This window comes from Nocardia higoensis NBRC 100133, assembly GCF_000308595.1.
Classification (GTDB): domain Bacteria; phylum Actinomycetota; class Actinomycetes; order Mycobacteriales; family Mycobacteriaceae; genus Nocardia; species Nocardia higoensis.
Map to the genome: position 1 here is coordinate 109357 of NZ_BAGA01000102.1, position 19408 is coordinate 128764.

17 protein-coding genes are annotated in these 19408 nt (G+C 70.6%); 6 read left to right on the plus strand and 11 right to left on the minus strand.

Going from position 1 to position 19408, the window contains the following annotated elements:
* Positions 1-12 precede the first annotated feature (12 nt).
* From rsmD to ON26_RS18760, 3 genes are all read right to left on the minus strand, one after another.
* Complete coding sequence (rsmD, locus tag ON26_RS18750) at positions 13-579, minus strand: 16S rRNA (guanine(966)-N(2))-methyltransferase RsmD (protein WP_040797469.1); 567 nt, start codon at positions 577-579, stop codon at positions 13-15.
* Positions 579-3980 carry a pyruvate carboxylase gene (locus tag ON26_RS18755; RefSeq protein ID WP_040797470.1) on the minus strand — a complete coding sequence of 1134 codons (3402 nt, stop codon included), beginning with the start codon at positions 3978-3980 and terminating at the stop codon, positions 579-581. The genes rsmD and ON26_RS18755 overlap by 1 nt, the downstream gene beginning before the upstream one ends.
* Before the next feature lie 425 nt (positions 3981-4405).
* The gene (locus ON26_RS18760) at positions 4406-4786 is read right to left on the minus strand and encodes a nuclear transport factor 2 family protein (RefSeq protein ID WP_040797471.1); all 381 of its coding nucleotides are present in this window, start codon (positions 4784-4786) and stop codon (positions 4406-4408) included.
* A gap of 256 nt (positions 4787-5042) precedes the next feature.
* On the opposite strand from ON26_RS18760, the gene ON26_RS18765 reads away from it, so the two are divergent.
* The gene (locus ON26_RS18765; protein WP_040797472.1) at positions 5043-6464 is read left to right on the plus strand and encodes a short-chain fatty acyl-CoA regulator family protein; all 1422 of its coding nucleotides are present in this window, start codon (positions 5043-5045) and stop codon (positions 6462-6464) included.
* Positions 6465-6487: 23 nt separating this feature from the next.
* On the opposite strand, the gene recG is transcribed toward ON26_RS18765, so the two are convergent.
* On the minus strand, positions 6488-8785 hold the full coding sequence (gene recG / locus ON26_RS18770; protein WP_040797473.1) for an ATP-dependent DNA helicase RecG: 2298 nt from the start codon (positions 8783-8785) through the stop codon (positions 6488-6490).
* A 31-nt stretch (positions 8786-8816) separates the two neighbouring features.
* The gene (locus ON26_RS18775) at positions 8817-10724 is read right to left on the minus strand and encodes a DAK2 domain-containing protein (RefSeq protein ID WP_040797474.1); all 1908 of its coding nucleotides are present in this window, start codon (positions 10722-10724) and stop codon (positions 8817-8819) included.
* Positions 10725-10990: 266 nt separating this feature from the next.
* On the opposite strand from ON26_RS18775, the gene rpmB reads away from it, so the two are divergent.
* The 3 genes from rpmB (at position 10991) to ON26_RS18790 (ending at position 12561) form a co-directional block, all read left to right on the plus strand.
* Entirely contained in the window at positions 10991-11182 is a 192-nt protein-coding gene (gene rpmB, locus ON26_RS32395; protein WP_011210730.1) for a 50S ribosomal protein L28, read from the plus strand.
* A gap of 83 nt (positions 11183-11265) precedes the next feature.
* Positions 11266-11766 carry a GNAT family N-acetyltransferase gene (locus ON26_RS18785; RefSeq protein WP_040797475.1) on the plus strand — a complete coding sequence of 167 codons (501 nt, stop codon included), beginning with the start codon at positions 11266-11268 and terminating at the stop codon, positions 11764-11766.
* Between the two features lie 9 nt (positions 11767-11775).
* Positions 11776-12561: an enoyl-CoA hydratase/isomerase family protein gene (locus ON26_RS18790; protein WP_040797476.1), complete on the plus strand. Its 786-nt coding sequence runs from the start codon at positions 11776-11778 to the stop codon at positions 12559-12561.
* A gap of 50 nt (positions 12562-12611) precedes the next feature.
* On the opposite strand, the gene ON26_RS18795 is transcribed toward ON26_RS18790, so the two are convergent.
* The 4 genes from ON26_RS18795 to ON26_RS18810 all read right to left on the minus strand — a co-directional run bounded on the left by ON26_RS18795 (position 12612) and on the right by ON26_RS18810 (position 15675).
* Positions 12612-13493, minus strand: coding sequence for an alpha/beta fold hydrolase (locus ON26_RS18795; RefSeq protein WP_040797477.1), 882 nt, complete (start codon positions 13491-13493; stop codon positions 12612-12614).
* 103 nt (positions 13494-13596) lie between these two features.
* Complete coding sequence (locus ON26_RS18800) at positions 13597-13854, minus strand: hypothetical protein (RefSeq protein ID WP_040797478.1); 258 nt, start codon at positions 13852-13854, stop codon at positions 13597-13599.
* Positions 13855-13942: 88 nt separating this feature from the next.
* Complete coding sequence (locus ON26_RS18805) at positions 13943-14626, minus strand: uracil-DNA glycosylase (RefSeq protein ID WP_040797479.1); 684 nt, start codon at positions 14624-14626, stop codon at positions 13943-13945.
* Positions 14627-14637: 11 nt separating this feature from the next.
* Positions 14638-15675 carry a thiamine-phosphate kinase gene (locus ON26_RS18810; protein WP_373280951.1) on the minus strand — a complete coding sequence of 346 codons (1038 nt, stop codon included), beginning with the start codon at positions 15673-15675 and terminating at the stop codon, positions 14638-14640.
* A gap of 137 nt (positions 15676-15812) precedes the next feature.
* Between ON26_RS18810 and ON26_RS18815 the strand changes: the two genes are divergently transcribed.
* A complete protein-coding gene (locus ON26_RS18815; RefSeq protein ID WP_040797480.1) occupies positions 15813-16415 on the plus strand; it encodes a DUF3515 domain-containing protein in 603 nt (200 codons plus the stop codon).
* A 17-nt stretch (positions 16416-16432) separates the two neighbouring features.
* On the opposite strand, the gene ON26_RS18820 is transcribed toward ON26_RS18815, so the two are convergent.
* Both ON26_RS18820 and ON26_RS18825 read right to left on the minus strand, forming a co-directional pair.
* Positions 16433-17524, minus strand: a complete 1092-nt coding sequence (locus ON26_RS18820; RefSeq protein WP_040797481.1) for a D-alanine--D-alanine ligase family protein — start codon at positions 17522-17524, stop codon at positions 16433-16435.
* 55 nt (positions 17525-17579) lie between these two features.
* On the minus strand, positions 17580-18590 hold the full coding sequence (locus tag ON26_RS18825) for an NAD(P)H-dependent glycerol-3-phosphate dehydrogenase (protein ID WP_040797482.1): 1011 nt from the start codon (positions 18588-18590) through the stop codon (positions 17580-17582).
* A gap of 31 nt (positions 18591-18621) precedes the next feature.
* On the opposite strand from ON26_RS18825, the gene cofC reads away from it, so the two are divergent.
* Positions 18622-19344: a 2-phospho-L-lactate guanylyltransferase gene (gene cofC / locus ON26_RS18830; RefSeq protein WP_040797483.1), complete on the plus strand. Its 723-nt coding sequence runs from the start codon at positions 18622-18624 to the stop codon at positions 19342-19344.
* Positions 19345-19408: the final 64 nt, after the last annotated feature.

Sequence of the window (19408 nt, forward strand, 5' to 3'; positions counted from 1 at the left end):
TCCCGCGCCCGGTCATTCCGTATCCGGCTCGAATTCGGCCGACTCCAGCCGCGTCTCGCCGTACCGTCGCCGACCGGCGGGGACGAAGCCCGCCGGCCAGGCGATTTCGGGACTGCGCGCGGAGCGCTCGATCACCACGAGCGCCCCGTCCGCCAGCCAGCCGCGAGCGGCCAGCTCGGCCACTTCGGCGGCGAGGACATCGGTGCCGAGTTCGTAGGGCGGGTCCGCGAACACCAGATCGAAGGCGCCCGCACCGCCCTGGGCGAGCACGGCCCCGACCGAGCCGACCCGCAGTTCCGCACCGGCGAGCCCCAGCTCGGCGATATTGGCGCGTATCACCTGCGCCGCCTTGCGGTCGGATTCGACCAGCAGCGCGTAGGCGGCGCCGCGCGAGAGCGCTTCCAGGGCCAGCGCGCCCGATCCCGCGTAGAGATCGAGCACCCGCGCGCCCGCGAAGTCCAGCCGCGCGGCCAGCGAACTGAACAGCGCCTCGCGCACCCGGTCCGAGGTGGGCCTGGTGCCCGCGGGCGGCACCCGCAACCGGCGACCGCCCGCCGTGCCGGCGACGATCCGCGGCATCAGGCCGGGGACTCGCGCAGCTGGAGTTCCACCAGCAGGTCACCGCCTTCGACCTGCTGCACCGTCGTCGTGGCGATGCGGCGCACCACGCCCGCGCGCGGCGCGGTGATAGCGGCCTCCATCTTCATCGCCTCGATGGTGGCGATGGTGTCGCCGACCGCGACGGTGTCGCCCTCGGCCACCGACAGCGTCACCACGCCCGCGAACGGCGCGGCGACATGCGCCGGGTTGGTCTTGTCGGCCTTCTCGGCGACGGGCACCTCGCTGGCCACCGACCGATCGCGCACCGCGATCGGCCGCAACTGACCGTTGAGAATGCACATGACCGTGCGCATCCCCTTCTCGTCGGGTTCGGAGATCGCCTCCAGCCCGATCAGCAGCGTCACACCTTTCTCCAGCTGCACCCGGTGTTCCTCGCCGCGACGCAGACCGTAGAAGAACTGATTCGCCGACAGGCCCATGGTGTCGCCGTACCTGTCCCGGTGGGCCAGGAACTCGGCGGTCGGGCCGGGGAACAGCAGCCGGTTCAACGTGGCCCGCCGCTGCGCCGAGTCACCGGACAGCGCGGCCTCGTCGGCGGCCGACAGCGGGGTCTCCGGCTTGGCGGGGCCGCGCCCTTCCAGCGCCCGCGAACGCAGCGGCTCCGGCCAGCCACCGGCCGGGGTGCCCAGCTCACCGCGCAGGAAGCCGATCACCGAATCCGGGATGTCGTAGCGGCCCGGATCGGCGGCGAAATCGTCGGCGTCCACGCCGGTGCCGACCAGGGCCAGCGCCAGATCGCCGACCACCTTCGAGGAGGGGGTCACCTTCACCAACCGGCCCAGCATCCGGTCGGCGGCCGCGTACTGGGCCTCGACCTCCTCGAACCGGTCACCCAGCCCCAGCGCGATGGCCTGCTGACGCAGGTTCGACAACTGACCGCCCGGGATCTCGTGGGTGTACACGCGACCGGTCGGCGCGGGCAGACCGGATTCGAAGGGCGCGTAGACCTTGCGCAACGCCTCCCAGTACGGCTCCAGATCACACACGTTCTGCAGATCGAGGCCGGTGTCGTATTCGGTGTGCGCGGCCGCGGCGACGATCGCCGACAGCGCGGGCTGACTGGTGGTGCCCGCCATCGCCGCGCTCGCGCCGTCGACCGCGTCCGCGCCGGCCTGCCACGCCGCCAGATACGTCGCCAGCTGACCGCCGGGAGTGTCGTGGGTGTGCACGTGCACCGGCAGATCGAAATTGCTGCGCAACGCGGTCACCAGCTTCGCCGCCGCGGGCGCCCGCAACAGTCCGGCCATGTCCTTGATGGCCAGCACGTGCGCGCCGGCGTCGACGATCTGCTCGGCCAGCTTCAGGTAGTAGTCCAGCGTGTACAGATCCTCGGCCGGATTCAGCAGGTCACCGGTGTAGCTCATGGCGACTTCGGCCACCGTGGTGCCGGTCTCGCGGACCGCGTCGATCGCCGGACGCATCTGATCGACATTGTTGAGCGCGTCGAAGATGCGGAAGATGTCGATACCGGTCGCCGCCGCCTCGGAGACGAACGCCCGCGTCACCTTCTCCGGGTACGGGGTGTAGCCCACGGTGTTGCGACCGCGCAACAGCATCTGCAGGCAGATGTTCGGAATCGCCTCGCGCAGCGCGGCCAGCCGCTCCCACGGATCCTCGTACAGGAAGCGCAGCGCCACATCGTAGGTGGCCCCGCCCCAGCACTCCACCGACAGCAGTTCCGGGGTCAGCCGGGCCACGTGCCCGGCCACGCCGAGCAGCCCGTTGGTGCGCACGCGGGTGGCGAGCAGCGACTGGTGCGCGTCACGGAAGGTCGTATCGGTGACACCGACGGCCTTCTGCTCGCGCAGTGCCCGCGCGAAGCCCTCCGGCCCCAGCTGCAACAGCCGCTGGCGCGAACCGTCCGGCGGCGGCACGGTCAGATCGATCGCGGGCAGCTTGTCGTGCGGGTACACCTGGGTCGGACGCTCGCCGTGCGGCTTGTTGACCGTCACATCGGCGAGGTACTCGAGGATCTTGGTGCCGCGGTCGGCCGACTGGCGCAGGCTCAGCAGGTGCGGGCGTTCCTCGATGAACGAGGTGGTGACCCGGCCGGCCTTGAAATCATCGTCGTCGAGTACGGCGAGCAGGAACGGGATGTTGGTCGTGACGCCACGAATGCGGAATTCCGCCAGCGCGCGCCGGGCGCGCGCGGCGGCGCTGGGCAGATCCCGGCCGCGGCAGGTGAGCTTGACCAGCATGGAGTCGAAGTGGGCGCCGATCTCCGCGCCGAGGTTCGCACCGCCGTCCAGGCGGATGCCCGCACCTCCCGGGGTGCGATACGCGGAGATGCGCCCGGTATCCGGACGGAACCCGTTGGCCGGATCCTCGGTCGTGATCCGGCACTGCAACGCCGCACCCCGAATCGTCACCGTGTCCTGACTCAACCCCAGATCCGCCAGCGACTCCCCCGCCGCGATCCGCAACTGCGACTGCACCAGATCCACATCGGTGATCTCCTCGGTCACCGTGTGCTCCACCTGAATCCGCGGATTCATCTCGATGAACACATGATTACCGCGCTCATCCAGCAGGAACTCCACCGTGCCCGCATTGCAGTAACCGATCTGCCGCGCGAAAGCCACCGCATCCGCACAGATCCGCTCCCGCAACGCCGGATCCAGATTCGGCGCGGGCGCCAGCTCGATCACCTTCTGATGCCGCCGCTGCACCGAACAATCCCGCTCGAACAGATGCATCACATTCCCCTGACCATCGGCCAGGATCTGCACCTCGATATGGCGCGGATTCACCACCGCCTGCTCGAGGAACACCGTCGGATCACCGAAGGCCGACTCCGCCTCGCGCGAGGCCGCCTCGATCGCCTCCCGCAACTGCGCGGGCTCGGCCACCCGCCGCATACCCCGACCGCCACCACCGGCCACAGCCTTGACGAAGATCGGGAACTCCAGCTCCCGCGACGCCTCGAGCAACCACTCCACATCCGCAGACGGATCGCTCGACTTCAGCACCGGCAACCCGGCCGCCTTCGCCGCCTCGATCGCCCGCGCCTTGTTACCGGCCAGTTCCAGCACATCCGAGGACGGGCCGATGAAGGTGATGCCCTCCCGCGCGCAGGCCGCCGCCAATTCGGGGTTCTCCGACAGGAACCCGTAGCCGGGGTAGATCGCGTCGGCGCCCGCCGACTTGGCTGCGTCGATGATCGCTTCGATCGAGAGATAGGCCCGGACCGGATGACCCTTCTCGCCGATCTGGTACGCCTCGGCCGCCTTCAGCCGATGTACCGAGTTGCGATCCTCGTACGGGAAGACCGCGACGGTCCCGATGCCGAGCTCATAGGCCGCGCGGAAGGCGCGGATGGCGATCTCGCCACGATTGGCGACCAAGACTTTCGAGAACATCGGCCTACGGTACCTGGCGTCATAGCGGCCACCGACAAGGAAGTCCCGGTTCGCGGTCTTCTTCACAACTATGGCTGGCAAGGTTGCGAAGACTTGTTCACCGGCCCGTCACACAGCCGTCGCGTCACTCCTCCTCCACAGGCTTGCGGAACTGACGCCAGCGCGGGGACGTGTAGCTTTCGCAGGCTTCACCTGCCCGCAGCACCGGCCGCAACCGATGCCTGGACCGGGCGCCGCTCCCGTGACCGGTCCCCCGACGCCACGTCAGCCTGCATTTCGGATTCTCCACGCGCTATCACTCCTCACAGCTCGACAAGCCGGATCGTGCACCCGCTTGTATTACTTCGACGTACGGGTGCACGGTTCGGTTCCCGAGCAGAAGCGAAAATCTCGGTGGCGCGAGAATCCGGCTGCGCGCCGGCTTTTCAGTCGGTGGCGGCGAAGGCCCGGGTGACCGCGGCCATGTCGAAGTAGTCGCGCCACGCGGTGATCAGGCCGTCGTGCACCTCGAACACCCCCATCACCGGCAGGGCGGTGCGGCGGCCGTCCTTGCCGCGCATGGTGTCGGTGCGCTCGTTCATCACCAGCCCACCGGCGACGACCTGGTGGTGGATCTCGAAGTCGATCGCCTCGAAGGTGGTCAGGAAGCCCGCCACGAAGTCCCTGATCGCGGCGCGGCCGATCACCGGATCCATCGGAATGTTGTGGTAGACGGCGTCCTCGGCGAAGTAGGCGGCGATCTCGTCGGGGTCGGGTGTGGACCAGCTGCGGCACAACGCGCGGACGATCTCGTCGGAATCGGTCATGTCCTCGACTCACTTTCTCGCGGCGGTGGCGCCCGGCGCCCGTCGGCTGCGATTCAAGCAAACAACCCGCCGGCCCGGCCGGTGTTCGCCGCATTCCGGCTTCGATCCGACGCCTTGCCGGGGACCCGCACGCCTGGCCCGAACCCTGCACACCGGGCACTCGGCACGTAGAAAGCGTTGTGGCACAGCCCTTTGCGAGCTCTCGTCGACGACGAGCCGGGCTGCCGCCGAGACCGGGGGACTAGGATTTTTCCCCGTGCGCAAGATGTACGCGGGCGCCCGGCTTCGGCGCCTGCGCGAGGAACGACGGATGACCCAGGCGGCACTGGCCAAATCGCTCGATCTCTCGCCCAGCTACCTCAACCAGCTCGAGCGCGATCAGCGGCCGCTGACCATCCCGGTTCTGCTCAAACTCAATTCCACCTTCGACCTGGACGTCCAGTTCTTCGCCGCCGACTCCGACGCCCGGCTGGTCTCGGACCTGCACGACGTGCTCGTCGATGCGGCGGGCGGCGACAGCGCACCCCTGGCCGAAGTCGAGGAGCTGGCCACCCGCCAGCCCGAGGTCGCCCGCATCCTGGTCGCCATGCACCGGCGGCTGCGCGCCGCCACCGATCAGCTGGACCTGCTCTCCGCGCAGGTCACCACCCCGACCGGCGCGGCGAGCGTCCCGATGCCCGCCGAGGACGTGCGTGACTTCCTCTACGACCACCACAACCACATCCCGCAACTCGACCACCTCGCCGAGCAGTTGTTCGACGACTGCGGACTGAGCATCGGCTCGCTGGACCGCCAGCTCGCCAGGGTCGCCGAGGAGCGCGCGGGGGTGACGGTGCTGGTGCGCGGCGACGGCGCGGACCCCACCATTCCGAAACGCCACTACGACGAAGCCGGCCGCACCCTCACCCTGGCCCGCCGCCTGCGCCCGGGCCAGCGCGCCTTCCAGATCGCCGCCACGCTGGGGTTCCTGCTCTACGGCGACCACTTCGACACGGTCCTGAACGAGACCCCGTCGCTGTCGGGCGATTCCCGCGACCTGGCCAGGATGGCACTGGGCAACTACTTCGCCGCCGCACTGGTCCTGCCCTACGGCCGGTTCCTGCGCTCGGCGGAGGAACTGCGCTACGACATCGATCTGCTCGGTCTGCGCTTCGACGTCGGCTTCGAGACCGTCTGCCACCGCCTGAGCACGCTGCAACGCCAGGGACAGCGCGGTGTGCCGTTCTTTCTGGTACGCACCGACCGGGCGGGCAACATCTCCAAACGCCAGTCCGCCACGGCCTTCCACTTCGCCCGCGTGGGTGGCAGCTGCCCGCTGTGGGTGGTGCACGAGGCGTTCGCCCAGCCGGGCCGCGTGCTCACCCAGATCGCCGAGATGCCGGACGGCCGCCGCTACCTCTGGATCGCCCGTACCACCGCCGCCACCCCACGTGGATTCGGCACCGCCGCCCGCGATTTCGCCATCGGCCTCGGCTGCGACATCGAATACGCCGATCGCCTGGTCTATTCCGCCGGGCTCGCACTCGACGACCCGTCCGCCGCGGTGCCGATCGGGGCGGGCTGCAAGGTGTGCGAGCGCCCGGCCTGTCCGCAACGCGCCTTCCCCCGGATCGGCAGCCCGCTGACCGTCTCCGAGCACCTCGTCACCGACCTGCCGTACCCGCGCCTCCTGCCCTGAGCGCCCCGCCGACCACCATCGGGTCAGGATTTGGCGAGGTACTCGAGGCGCTCGGTGTCCACGGCCGCGTGCATCAGGGCCGCGAGGCCGGGGTGCGCGGACAGGCCCGGATCGTCCGCCACCAGCTGACGCGCGAGTTCCTGTGCGCTGGTGATGACTTCGAGGTCGTCGACCAGCGAGAGCAGACGCAGCGAACGGGCGGTGCCGGACTGCGCGGACCCCAGCACATCGCCTTCGCGGCGCTGGCGCAGGTCCAGCACGGCCAGCTCGAAGCCGTCGGTGGTCCCGGCCACCGCCTCCAGCCGCGACATCGCCGAGCCGCCCGGCGCGGCGTCGGTGATCAGCAGGCACAGGCCGGGGTGCACGCCGCGGCCGATCCGCCCGCGCAACTGGTGCAACTGGCTGACGCCGAACCGGTCGGCGTCGACGATCACCATCACCGTGGCATTGGGCACGTCCACGCCGACCTCGACGACCGTGGTGCACACCAGCACATCCACCGAGCCGTCGTTGAAGGCCCGCATCACCTGGTCCTTCTCGTCGGCGGGCAGGCGGCCGTGCAGCAGCCCCACCTCGACCGAGGCCAGCGGCCCGGATCGCAGCATCTCGAAGACGTCGACCGCGGCCTGGGTCGGCGGCGGCTCCTTCTCGTCGGCCTCGGCCGCCTTGCCGCGGGCCCTGCCGGACTTGCCGCCGGGCTTGCCGTCCTCGTCGTCGCCGATGCGCGAGCACACCACGTAGGCCTGGCGGCCCTGCCCGACCTCCTCGAGGATGCGTTCCCACGCTCGCTGCACCCAGTTCGGATGCAGCTTGCGCGGCACCACCTTCGAGCTGATCGGGGAGCGGCCGCGCGGCAGTTCGGTGAGGGTGGAGGTCTCCAGGTCGCCGAGGGTGGTCATGGCGATCGTGCGCGGAATGGGGGTCGCGGTCATCACCAGCAGATGCGGGCTGGTCCCTGCCTTCGCCTTGGCGCGCAGCGCGTCTCGCTGTTCGACGCCGAAGCGATGCTGTTCGTCGACGATCACCATGCCGAGATCGAAGAACTCGACATTGTCCTGGATGAGCGCGTGCGTGCCGATCACGATCCCCGCCTCCCCGGTGACCGCCGCGAGCAGCGCGGCCTTCTTCGCACTCGCCGACATCGAACCGGTCACCAGCACCACCCGGGTCGCGTTCTCGGCGGCGCCGAGCTCACCGGCCGAACCGAGATCACCGAGCATCGCACACAGCGACCGATAATGCTGCGCGGCAAGGACTTCGGTGGGCGCGAGCAGCGCGCACTGCTGGCCCGCGTCGACGACCTGGAGCATGGCGTGCAGGGCGACGATGGTCTTGCCCGAACCGACTTCGCCCTGCAACAGCCGGTGCATCGGGTGGGTGCGCTCCAGATCAGCGGAGATCTCGCCGATCACCTTCTGCTGCCCCTCGGTCAGCTCGAAGGGGAGCCGTTCGGCGAATGCGGCGGCGATCCCGTCGGTGCGAGGCGGGCACGGCCGGGCGGCCCGGCCGGACACCTCGTGCCTGCGCTCGGCCAGCACGAGTTGCAGCGCCAGCGCCTCGTCGAAACGCAGTCGGTCACGCGCCTTTTCGATGTCGGCGCGATGCTCGGGAAGGTGGATCAGCCGCAGCGCGTCGAAGACCGGCAGCAACTCCCGATCGTCGCGAATCTCCTGCGGCAGCGGGTCGTCGATGGGATCGAGCTGTTCGAGCACCTGCCGCACACAGGCGAGCAGGTCCCAGCTCTGCACCTTGGCGGTGGCCGGATACACGGGAATGAACTCGCGTTCGAGGAACGAGACATCCACGCCGCCCGCGCCTTTCGCGCTCTCGGCCAGCCCGCGCAGGTCGCCGCCGCCGCGTACCCGGGTGATCGGCGGGGCGTCGGTGAGCGCCGGATCGTCACCGGTCTCCGGGAGGATCAGGTAGCCGGGATGGTTCAGGCTCCAGCTGCCAGGGCGCCAGTAGCTCACATTGCCCGACATCATCGCCCGAAGCCCTTGCTTGACGACGTATTTCACCTTGTCGCCGTTGAAGAAGGTGACGTCGACCGGACGACCCGAGCCGGTGTCGAGCTGTACTTTCAGCAGCGACCCGCGACGGTTGCGCATCGGGCGCAGATCGGCCTTGACGATCCGGCCGATCACCGTGATGTGGGTGCCGTCCTCGGGCGCTTCCTCGGTGAGCGGCTGGCCCTGGGTGGCGTAGCGCAGCGGGTAATGGCGCAGCAGGTCCTCGACGGTGGTCATGTCGAAGGCCTCGGCCAGCGAATCGGCCGCCTTCGCGCCGAGGATGTGGTCGAGCCGGTCGCTCAGGGTCGCCATGTGTTCGTCCTCGCCTCTTCCTGCCCCGCGGTCATTCCACCCCGATCTGCACCAGATCCCCCTGCTGCCCGCCGGTGTACACCGCGATCTCCACACCGGGGAACCCCCGGGCGATGTGGTCGCCCAGCTCGTCGGCCAGCACGGGATCGGCCTCGGCGCCCATCAGCAGGGTCACCAGTTCGCCGCCGAGGCCGAGCATCCGGTCCAGCAGTATCCGGCCCGCGCCGAGCACATCCCGGTCGATGACGACCACATCGTGCCCGACCAGCCCGAGCCCGTCGCCCGGCCCGCAGGTTCCGACCATCGTCAGCGCCCGATGCACCGCGCGCCGCACCGATCCCCATCGGGTCGCCGCCGCGGCCTCCGACATGGCGAAGCCGTCGTCGACGGCGATGCGCGCGCGATCGTGCACCGCGAGCGCCGCCAGTCCCTGCACCATCGATCCACTCGGCAACAGCAGCACATCGCGGTACGCGTCGCGGGCGGCCACACCGACGGCCACCAGTTCGTGCGCGGGCAGCGCGCCGTTGGGCAGCACCAGTACCTCTCGGTGCGGCAGCGCGCGTATCGCGCTCAGCAGGCTCGCCGAGGTGACCGGATGTCGATCGAGCACCACCGCGCCCGCTTGCTCGAACAGCGCGGCCGCACCGGGCCCCGTCGCCACCGCCAGCACGGCCCGATCCACGGGCGCGTCCGCCGAGCGCGCCGCGACCCGGTCTCCGGGGAGACAGCCCGCCGGATACGCACGCGCGGCCCGGCCTCCATCTGCCCGATCCAGCTCCGGCGGCCCCACCGGCGCCGGGACCGGCTCGTCCGGTCCCGGCGTGCCGTGACCGGCTCGATCCCGGCTCGTGGCTCCCGCGCGCGCGTTCTCGGCGAAACTCTCGATCCTGATCCGGCTCAGCGTGCCCGCGGCCAGGCCCGCCTCCACCGCGGCCCCCGCGTCGGCGCAGTGCACATGCGCCGACCAGATCTGCGCACCGTCACCGACGACCGCCACCGAGTCACCGAGCTCGCCGAGGGCCGCGCGCAGCCGATCGATCCGTCGGACATCGGTGTCGCCGATCAGATACATCACTTCGAAGGCGGGCTCGGCGGTCACGCTCGACCGGGGCGCGCATTCCGGACCGGTCTCCTCGGCCACCGGGCGGGCGTATTCCGGCCGGGCCGGGCTCTCCCCGAGTGTCACCGCCACCAGGGCGTCGAGCAGCACCAACAGCCCCCGGGCCCCGGCGTCCACCACACCGGCCTCCCGCAGCACCCCCAGTTGCGAGGGCGTCTCGCCCAGCGCCTCGGCCGCCCCGTCCGCGGCGGCGACAGCGACGTCGGCGACGGTCACCAGCTCTACTCGGTCATCCGCACCGAGATCGCCGCGGCGGCTCCACACGTCGTGGTCGGCGACCTCGGCCGAACGCATGCCGAGACCGGCTGCCGCTGCTCGATCCGCACCGGTTCGCACACCGTCGCACCGGGCGCGGGCCGAGGCCGCGGCACAGTCGAGCACCGTCAGAACCGTGCCCTCGACGGGCACGCTCAGGCAGGCACGCACGAGCGTCGCGGATCGCGACAGGGCGTCGGCCAGGGTATGCGCGGTGAGCGGACCGTATTCCCCCGCGTCGGCGAGGCCGCGCAAGACCTGCGACAGGATGATGCCCGAATTTCCGCGCGCGCCGGCGGTCGCGCCACGGGCCATCGCGGCGGCCACCTCGCGCAGGGGCGGATCGGCAGCGGCGGACTCACCGGCCGCCTGCGCCGCCTGGACGGCCGCACGCATGGTGGCCAGCAGATTCGTCCCGGTATCCGCGTCCGGGATCGGGAAGACATTGAGAGAATTGATTTCCGCGCGACGTTCGGCCAGGCCCTCGAGGCAGAGCCGTCCCCAGTGCAGCAACGCAGCGCTGTCGATCGTCTCCCGCTCGCCGGGCACGGTCCACCTCACTCCCTCACACACCCGCTGACCACCGCCGCCAGCCAGGTTAGCGGCAGCGGGCGACAGCCGAGCCCGCAGCGGGGAGCGCGCCCCCGGTTTGGTCGATCGGGGAGCCTGCGGTTACTCTTGCAGGGTTGCCACGCCGCACGTCACTCTCGAGTTGCCGCGCGCCGCACGCCGACATCAGTCGGCACAGGCACATCACGACATTGTTTCCGGACATGCCGCCTCATGCGGGTAGCTGTCCCCCACAGGACATGAAGGAGTTCGCGACTATGGCTGCCGTCTGCGACGTCTGCGCCAAGGGCCCCGGCTTCGGGAAGTCGGTCTCGCACTCGCACCGGCGTACCAACCGTCGTTGGAACCCGAACATCCAGACCGTGCGTGCCCAGGTCGCGCCGGGCAACACCCGCCGTATGAACGTGTGCACCTCCTGCCTGAAGGCGGGCAAGGTCGTTCGCGGCTGAGCCCAGCGCAACACAGCACACGCCCCGGCGCCCTCATGGGTGATCCGGGGCGTTGCCGTTCCCGCCCCGAGGGAGGCCGACGGGTGGTGCCCGCCGCGCCCGAACATGCCCGCGGCATCGCCGAATGTCATATCGAATCGTGGCGCGAGGCCTACCGGTCGCTGGTGCCCGCACCGGTGCTCGCCGCGTTCGACATCGATCGCCGCGCCGCCGCGGTGGCCCGGCGACTGGCCAGGACCGGCGGCGACATCCCGGAGCGCACCCATGTCGCGTTGGCCGGTGACGAGGTGATCGGATTCGTCACGGTCACCACTCTCGGTGATCCGCCCTGCGCCGAACTCGACGCACTGTACGTGCGAGAGGCTTGGTACGGCACCGGGGTCGCCGACGACCTCGTACGCGCCGCCCTCGATCCCGCCCTCCCGTGCCGCCTCTGGGTCTTCGCCGACGCCCCGCGGGCGCGGGCGTTCTACCGCCGCCACGGCTGGGCGCCCGACGGCGCGCGCAAGTTCGAGGAGTTCACCGCGCTGCCGCAACTGCGCATGTCCCGAAGCCCGGGACCGGTGGCGGATCCCGCCGGTTAGGGTGACGTCATGACGACCAGCGAGACTGTCGAATACGTCACCAGCACCGAGGGTGTCCTGAGGATCACCATCGCCACCGCCGCGCACGGCACCTCCATGGACTTCGCCGGGATCGACGCGGGCACCGCCGCCCTGCGCGACCGCGACCCGTCCATCGGCGCGGTGCTGCTCACCGGCACGGGCCCGAACTTCTGCGCGGGCGGTGACGTACGCGGTTTCGCGGCCGCGCCCGAGCGCGGCGCGCACATCCGCGACCTGGCGACCAGGCTGCACGATTTCGTCCGCGAACTCGATGCCACCACCGTGCCGATCGTGGCCGGTGTGCAGGGCTGGGCGGCGGGCGCGGGCATGAGCCTGGCGCTGGCCGCGGATGTGGCGCTCGGCGCGGCGTCGACGAAGTTCCGGCCGGCCTATCCCGGGATCGGACTGAGCCCGGACGGCGGGATGTCATGGAACCTGCCGCGAGTCGTCGGGCTCGGGCGGGCACGCGAGATCCTGCTGACCGATGCCGTGATCGACGCCGAGGAAGCCGTGCGGCTGGGCATCCTCAGCCGGTTGGTCGACGAGGGCGCCGATGTCCGCGAGGCCGCCTTCGATCTCGCCAGGTCCCTGGCGAGCGGGCCGCGCTCCACCCACGCGAGCATCAAAGCGCTGCTGCGCGATTCACTGACCACCTCGCTCGCCGACCAGCTCGACCGCGAGACGGATGCCATCGCGACCGCCGCCGACAGTCCCAACGGACGAGAAGGCGTCGACGCGTTCGTCCAGAAGCGCAAGCCCGACTACACGTCCTGATCAGCGCGGCGGGCCCGGCCGGTCGGCTCTGCCCGAGACGACTCGCGCGCTCAGCGTGCCGAGGCGCGCACGAAATCGGCGACCGCGTCGGTGAAGGCGTCGTTGTCGTCGCCCGCTGCGGTGTGCGCGGCATTGCCGATTTCCACCACGTCGGCGTGCGGCACCTGCTCCAGGAATTCCTCGACCGCCTCTTCGCTGACCACATCGGACATACGGCCACGCACCAGCAGCACCGGGATACGCAGGGTGCGGGCGGCGGGCTCGAGCAACCGGGCCATCGTGTCGGTGTCGGCGTCATTGGTGCGCCCGGCGATCATGTCGGGGTCCCAGTGCCAGTACCAGCGGCCGTCACGGTGACGAAGGTTGCGCAGCAGTCCGTCGTTGCTCGCCGGCCGCGGCCGGTGCGGCATGTACGCGGAGACGGCGTCGGCGGCCTGCTCGACGGTCTCGAAACCGTCGCGGTGCTTGCCGAGGAAGTTCAGCACTCGCTCCACGCCCTGCGGCTCGGGCCTGGTCACGATGTCGACCAGGACGAGCGCACGGATGCCCGCGCCCCGCGGATGCGCGGTGGCCAGCAGCCCGGTGATGCCGCCCATGCTGGCCCCGACGATCACCGCGCCCTGCTCGGCGGTCGCGCCGAGCTGCTCGAGCACCTCGACGAGATCCTCCACCAGCACCGCGCGGGAGTAGTCCCGGTCGGGCGCCCACTGGCTGTCGCCGTGACCGCGGGCGTCGAGGGTGACCACCCGCAAACCGTCGGCGGCCAGAATCGCGCCGGTCTGCTTCCAGGAATGCCTGGTCTGACCGCCGCCGTGCAGGAAAACGACGAGCGGGCCGTCCTCGGGTCCGAATTGGTCGGCGGCCAGTTCGATCCCGCCCTTGCCGCGCAACCGCAGCGGCCTGGGCTCGACCAGATACTTCGCATTACTCACGATCCGAGGATCGCACACCGGAAGTGCTTCGTCACAGTGCCCCGACGCGCACGCGGGCCGGTGACAGCTGTCACCGGCCCGCGTCGATACGTCTTTCAGCTGGTCAGCAATCCAGCGGCATGGCGCTGAGGGTGCTCTGCAGGGTGCAGGCGATCTTCGCGTTCACCGCGGAGGAGATGGTGGAGGTTCCGGTCGAGGTGAACTCCTCGGCCACCGGCGCGGGCTCGGCCACCGGCGCGGTGTAGGGCTGCAGCTGCAGCGGCTCGGCGTTCGCGACGGACGCGCCCCCGGCCATCGCGCCTGCCAGCGCCAGGGTCGCCAGGGTGCCGCGCAGTCCTGCGCGAACGGTCGTGTGGTGCATGGTGTAGCTCCTCAGTGAATCGATGCGTGCGATATAACAGGCCCCGGATTCGCCCGGGACACAGCGGAGGGGATCAGGGCCGCACCACTCAGGGCAGACGCCAGTCGACGGGTTCGGCGCCGAGTTCGTCGAGCAGTTCGTTGACCCGGGAGAACGGCCGGGAACCGAAGAACCCGCGCGAGGCCGACAGCGGCGAGGGGTGCGCCGACTCGATGTAGGGCACCCCGGCCTCGTTCAGCAGCGGCCGCAACGTACCCGCGTCGCGGCCCCACAGGATCGCGACCAGCGGCTCGTCCCTGGCCACCAACGCACGGATGGCCTGCTCGGTGACCGCTTCCCAGCCCTTGCCGCGATGCGAGGCGGCCTGACCCGGGGTGACGGTGAGAACCCGGTTCAGCAGCAGCACACCCTGATCCGACCAGGGACTCAGGTCGCCATTGGACGGGGTGGGGTAGCCGAGATCCTTGTGCAACTCGGTGAAGATATTGACCAGACTGCGCGGAATCGGCGAAACATCCGGCGCCACAGAGAAACTCAGGCCCATGGCATGGCCCGGCGTCGGGTACGGGTCCTGACCGACGATCAATACCCTCACATCGGCGAAGGGACGCTGGAACGCGCGCAGCACATTCTCCCCCGCGGGCAGATATCCCCGGCCGGCCGCATTCTCCGCTCGGAGGAATTCACCCATGGCCGTGATCCGTTCGGCCACCGGAGCGAGCGCCTGCGCCCAGCCCGGATCGATGATTTCCGACAATGGTTTCGAGCCCATGACCGCACAACCTATCGCGCTTCGTTGCCCGGCGCAGCCTCCGCCCCACGGAACGATTCCCAGCCCCCGCCGCCCGCTCTGGTCGCGCCGTCCACGGTGACGCCCGCACCCGCGCCGACCACGCCGATCGCGCGCCATCCGGCGGGCAGTTCGACCTCGGCGGGCCAGGCTCCGGCGAAGGCGTGATCCTCACCGCCGGTCAGAACCCATTGCGCCGCATCGGCATTCAGCTCGGCGGCAAGACTCTCGAGGTCCGGCTCGCGCAGCGCGTCCCAGCGCAGGTCGATGGCGACACCGGAGGCCGTGGCGAGATGTCCGAGATCGGCGAGCAGCCCGTCGGAGACATCGGTCAATGCGTTCGGCCGCGCGCCTCCGCCGACCGGGACGGCGTCGTACGGCGGCTGCGGCGCACGATGCGCGGCGAGCGCCTCGTCGAGCACCGGCCCGCGACCGAATCCGGCGGAACCCTCGAGCACCGCGAACCCGGCCGCCGACCAGCCGAGCCTGCCCGCGACCGCCACGACATCGCCCGGCCGCGCACCCGCGCGTGTGACGGCGGGCTGTCCGCGCAGATCCCCGAACGCGGTCACCGAGATCACCAGCTCCGGACTGCGCACCAGATCACCGCCGGCGATGGATGCCCCGGCTCGCTGCGCCTCGGCCCACATCCCGTCGGACAGCCCGTCGATCAGCTCGACCGGGGTGTCGGCGGGGCAGCCGAGCGCCACCACGAAGGCCGAGGGTGCCGCGCCCATCGCGTACACGTCGGCGGCGTTCTGCGCGATGGCCTTGCGGCCGATGTCGCGCGGGGAGGACCAATCGAGCCGAAAGTGCCTGCCCTGCACCAACATATCGGTGCTCACCACGAAGCGTCCGTCCGGCGCGGCCACCACCGCGGCGTCGTCGCCCGGGCCGAGCAGGACACCGGCGCTGTGCACGCGCCCGGCGTTGATGCGCTCGATGAGCGCGAACTCCCCCAGTTCACGCACCGTCCGCGGCGTCGCGCTCTCGCTGATGACCGAGCCCCTTTCCCGAGGTCGTGCGGGCAGAAATCGGCTCGACGGTACCCTGTCCTGGGCGCCGGACACCACCGAGGGCGAACCCTCGGCGACACCGGTGACGGCAGCTGCGGACACAGCGGTTCCCGCGCGCACAGCAGGCGCGGCGAGCCGGGGAAGGATCAGGCATGGCGGCGGATTCGCCGGACGAGGACGGCTCGCACGAGGACACCCCACCGGCGGCGGACTCCGCCGAGGCGCGGTACTCCCCGGCTCTGATCGCGACCGCCGTCGCGCTTCCGGTCGTTCTGGTGGTCGGTCTGCTGGTCGCCGCCGTGATCGCCCGCAATATGCCGGTCGACCGGGAGCCGCTGGCGCTCGGCCCGGTCCCCGCGCCCGCGGCCGACGGCCCGGCCTGCGCGGCTCTGCTGCCCGCCCTGCCCGACGACCTCGGCGATTACTCCGTCGCGACCCTGGTCGACCCGGTCCCGCCCGCGACCAAGGCCTGGCAGCCCGCCGACGGCGGCGAACCGATCGTGCTGCGCTGCGGCTTGGACCGGCCGCTGGAATTCAATCGCGCCTCGCCGCTGCAGATCGTCAACGACGTGCGATGGTTCGAGGTCCGCGACGACGCCGCGGCGACCAGCACCTGGTTCGCCGTCGATCGCGAGACCTATATCGCGCTGACCATTCCCGACGGCTCCGGCCCGACCCCGCTGCAATCGGTCTCCGACGCGATCACCGGCACCATCGCACCGCGCGAGATCGACCCCGGCCCGCTGCCCAACTAGGCAGCGGGCGGGGTTTCTCAGCGCAGCCCGGTTCCGCGCGCCATGGCGGTCTCGATCAGCGTGGACACCAGCGTCGCGTAGTCCACGCCGGCCGCTTCCCACATCCGCGGGTACATCGAGATCGAGGTGAATCCGGGCATGGTGTTGATCTCGTTGATGACGGGCCCGTCCTCGGTCACGAAGAAGTCCACCCTGGACAGGCCCTGGCAGTCCAGGGCGCGGAAGGCACGCACCGCCATCCGACGCACCCTGTCGGTGATCTCGTCGTCGAGCTTGGCAGGCACGTCGAATTCGCAGACGTCGTCGAGGTACTTGGTGTCGAAATCGTAGAACTGCGGACCGTCCCTGTCGGGCATCTTGATCTCGGCGATGACGCTCGCCTCGACCCGTCCGTCCGGGAACTCCAGCACACCGCACTCGACCTCGCGCCCGACGATGCCCGCTTCCACGATCACCTTCGGATCGTGGTGCCTGGCCTTGTCGATCGCCGCGTCCAGATCGCTCCAGTCGTCGACCTTGGTGATGCCGATGGACGAGCCCGCCCGCGCGGGTTTGACGAACACCGGAAGCCCGAGCTCCTCGCGCTGCTCGCCGGTCAGTGTCGCCGCGCCCGGCCGCAAGACCACCTGCCTGCCGATCGGCAGCCCCTCGGCGGCCAGCAGCTTCTTGGTGAACTCCTTGTCCATGCCCGCCGCGCTGGCGAGCACGCCGGGGCCGACATAGGGCACGCCGGCCAGTTCGAGCATGCCCTGCAGGGTGCCGTCCTCACCGAACGGCCCGTGCAGGATCGGGAACACCACATCGACCGCGCCGAGCACGGCGCTCGCGTCGTCGAGGGCGACCAGCGCGCCCGCCCTGGTGGGATCCGGCGTCAGGGTGAGCGCGGTGCCGGTCGCGTCCACCGACGGCAGCGCGTCGTGGCTCAGGCCGATCGAGGCGATGTCGGAGTTCGCCAGCACCCAGCCGCCGTCGGGGGTGATGCCGATCGGGACGGGCTCGTACCTGTCGGGATCCAGATGTCGCAGCACGCTGGCCGCGGACACGCACGACACCGCGTGCTCGTTGCTGCGTCCGCCGAACACCACCGCCACCCTGATCCGGTTCGTCATGCCAGGAACCGTACCGGGCGCGCCGGAGCCCGCCGTACCCGCACTTCTGGGGTCACTACTCCGGTTTGATGCGCCTGCCGAGCAGGCTGCCGACCGCCTCACGCACCGAAACTCCCTCGTGGCACACGCGGTGCACCGCATCGGTCAGCGGCATCTCCACCTCGTGCGCGGCGGCCAGCGCCCGCACCGATGTGCACGACTTCACACCTTCGGCCACCTGGCCATGGGTCGCCTGTTGCGCGGCTTCCATGGAACCGCCCGCGCCGAGCACATGGCCGAAGGACCGATTGCGCGACAGCGGCGAGGTGCAGGTAGCCACCAGGTCGCCGACACCGGCCAGTCCGGCCAGCGTCACCGGTTCGGCGCCGAGGGTGACCGCCAGCCGGATGATCTCGGCCAGCCCCCGGGTGATGATGCTGGCGATCGAGTTGTCACCCAGGCCCATGCCCGCCGCGATACCGGTGGCCAGCGCGATGACGTTCTTACAGGCGCCGCCGATCTCACAGCCGACCACATCGGTATTGGTGTACGGCCGGAAATAGCCGGTGTAGCACGCTCGTTGGACCGCCTCGGCCCTGGCCGAATCGACGCAGGCGACCACGGTCGCGGCCGGCTGTCCGACGGCGATCTCCTTGGCCAGGTTCGGCCCGGACAGCACCGCGATGCGTTCGCGCCCGGCGCCGGTCACCTCGTCGATGACCTCGCTCATCCGCAGCAGCGTGCCGGTCTCGATGCCCTTGGCCAGGCTCAGCAGCGTGGCGTCGTGATCGTCGATCGCCGCACGCAGCGCCGGCCGCCAGTCGGCCAGGTTCGCGCGCAGCGATTGCGAGGGCACCGCGAGCACCACCAGTTCCGCGCCGCGCAACGCGAGTTCCGGGTCGTGGGTCGCGGCCATCTCGGGTAGTCGCACATCGGGCAGGTAGGCGGGGTTGCGATGCTCGGTCGCGAGTGCCTCGGCGATCTCCGGGCGCCGCGCCCAGATCGTCACATCCGTTCCCGCGTCGGCCAACACCTTCGCGAACGCGGTACCCCAGGATCCCGCACCAAGTACTGCCGCCCTCGTCATCAACCCAATATGCCATGCAAGGATTGGGCCCATGCGTCCGCACGCCGTGCACGCCCTGATCGCGGTCAAGCGCCTCGATCAGGCGAAGAGCCGCCTCGCCGACCGGTTGCCCGCACCGCACCGGGCCCGCCTCGTGCTGGCCATGCTCGCCGACACCGTCACCGCTGCGACAGCCGTCCCGCAGATCCGTTCGATCACCGTGGTGACCCCCGACGCCGCGGTCACCGACCTGGTCGGCGCGCTCGGCGCCCACGCTCATCCCGAGCCCCCGGTCGCCGCGGCCGGCGGGCCGCACACCACTGCCGGTGGCTTCGACGTTCCGGCCGACGGCTTGAATACCGCCCTCGCGCACGCCGCCGCGAGTCTGCGCGCCGAGCACCCCATGGCCGACCTGCTGGTCCTGCAGGCCGACCTGCCCGCGCTGCGCCCGGGCGAACTCGCCGACATGCTGGCCACGGCCCCACCGCACGGGCGCGCCGTCGTGATCGACCACACCGGCACGGGCACGGCTGCGCTGCTGGTGCGCGACGGCGGCGACCTGGCGCCCGCGTTCGGCGTGGACTCGGCGCGGCGCCACATCGCGGCGGGCGCGGTGGAGCTGGCGGGTGATTGGCCCGGCCTGCGCCTCGATGTCGACACCGCCGCCGATCTCGAGCGGGTGATCGAACTGGGCGCGGGTTCGTCGACGCGCGCTGTGCTGCACGACATCGGCTGGTCGTGTCGCGTTCACGAACCGATCCGCCGAGTGTGCTAGAGGGTCGCCATGGTTCTGCTCACGGCACTGTGTTCGTTGCGATGTCGAGGTGCGCGGTGGACCG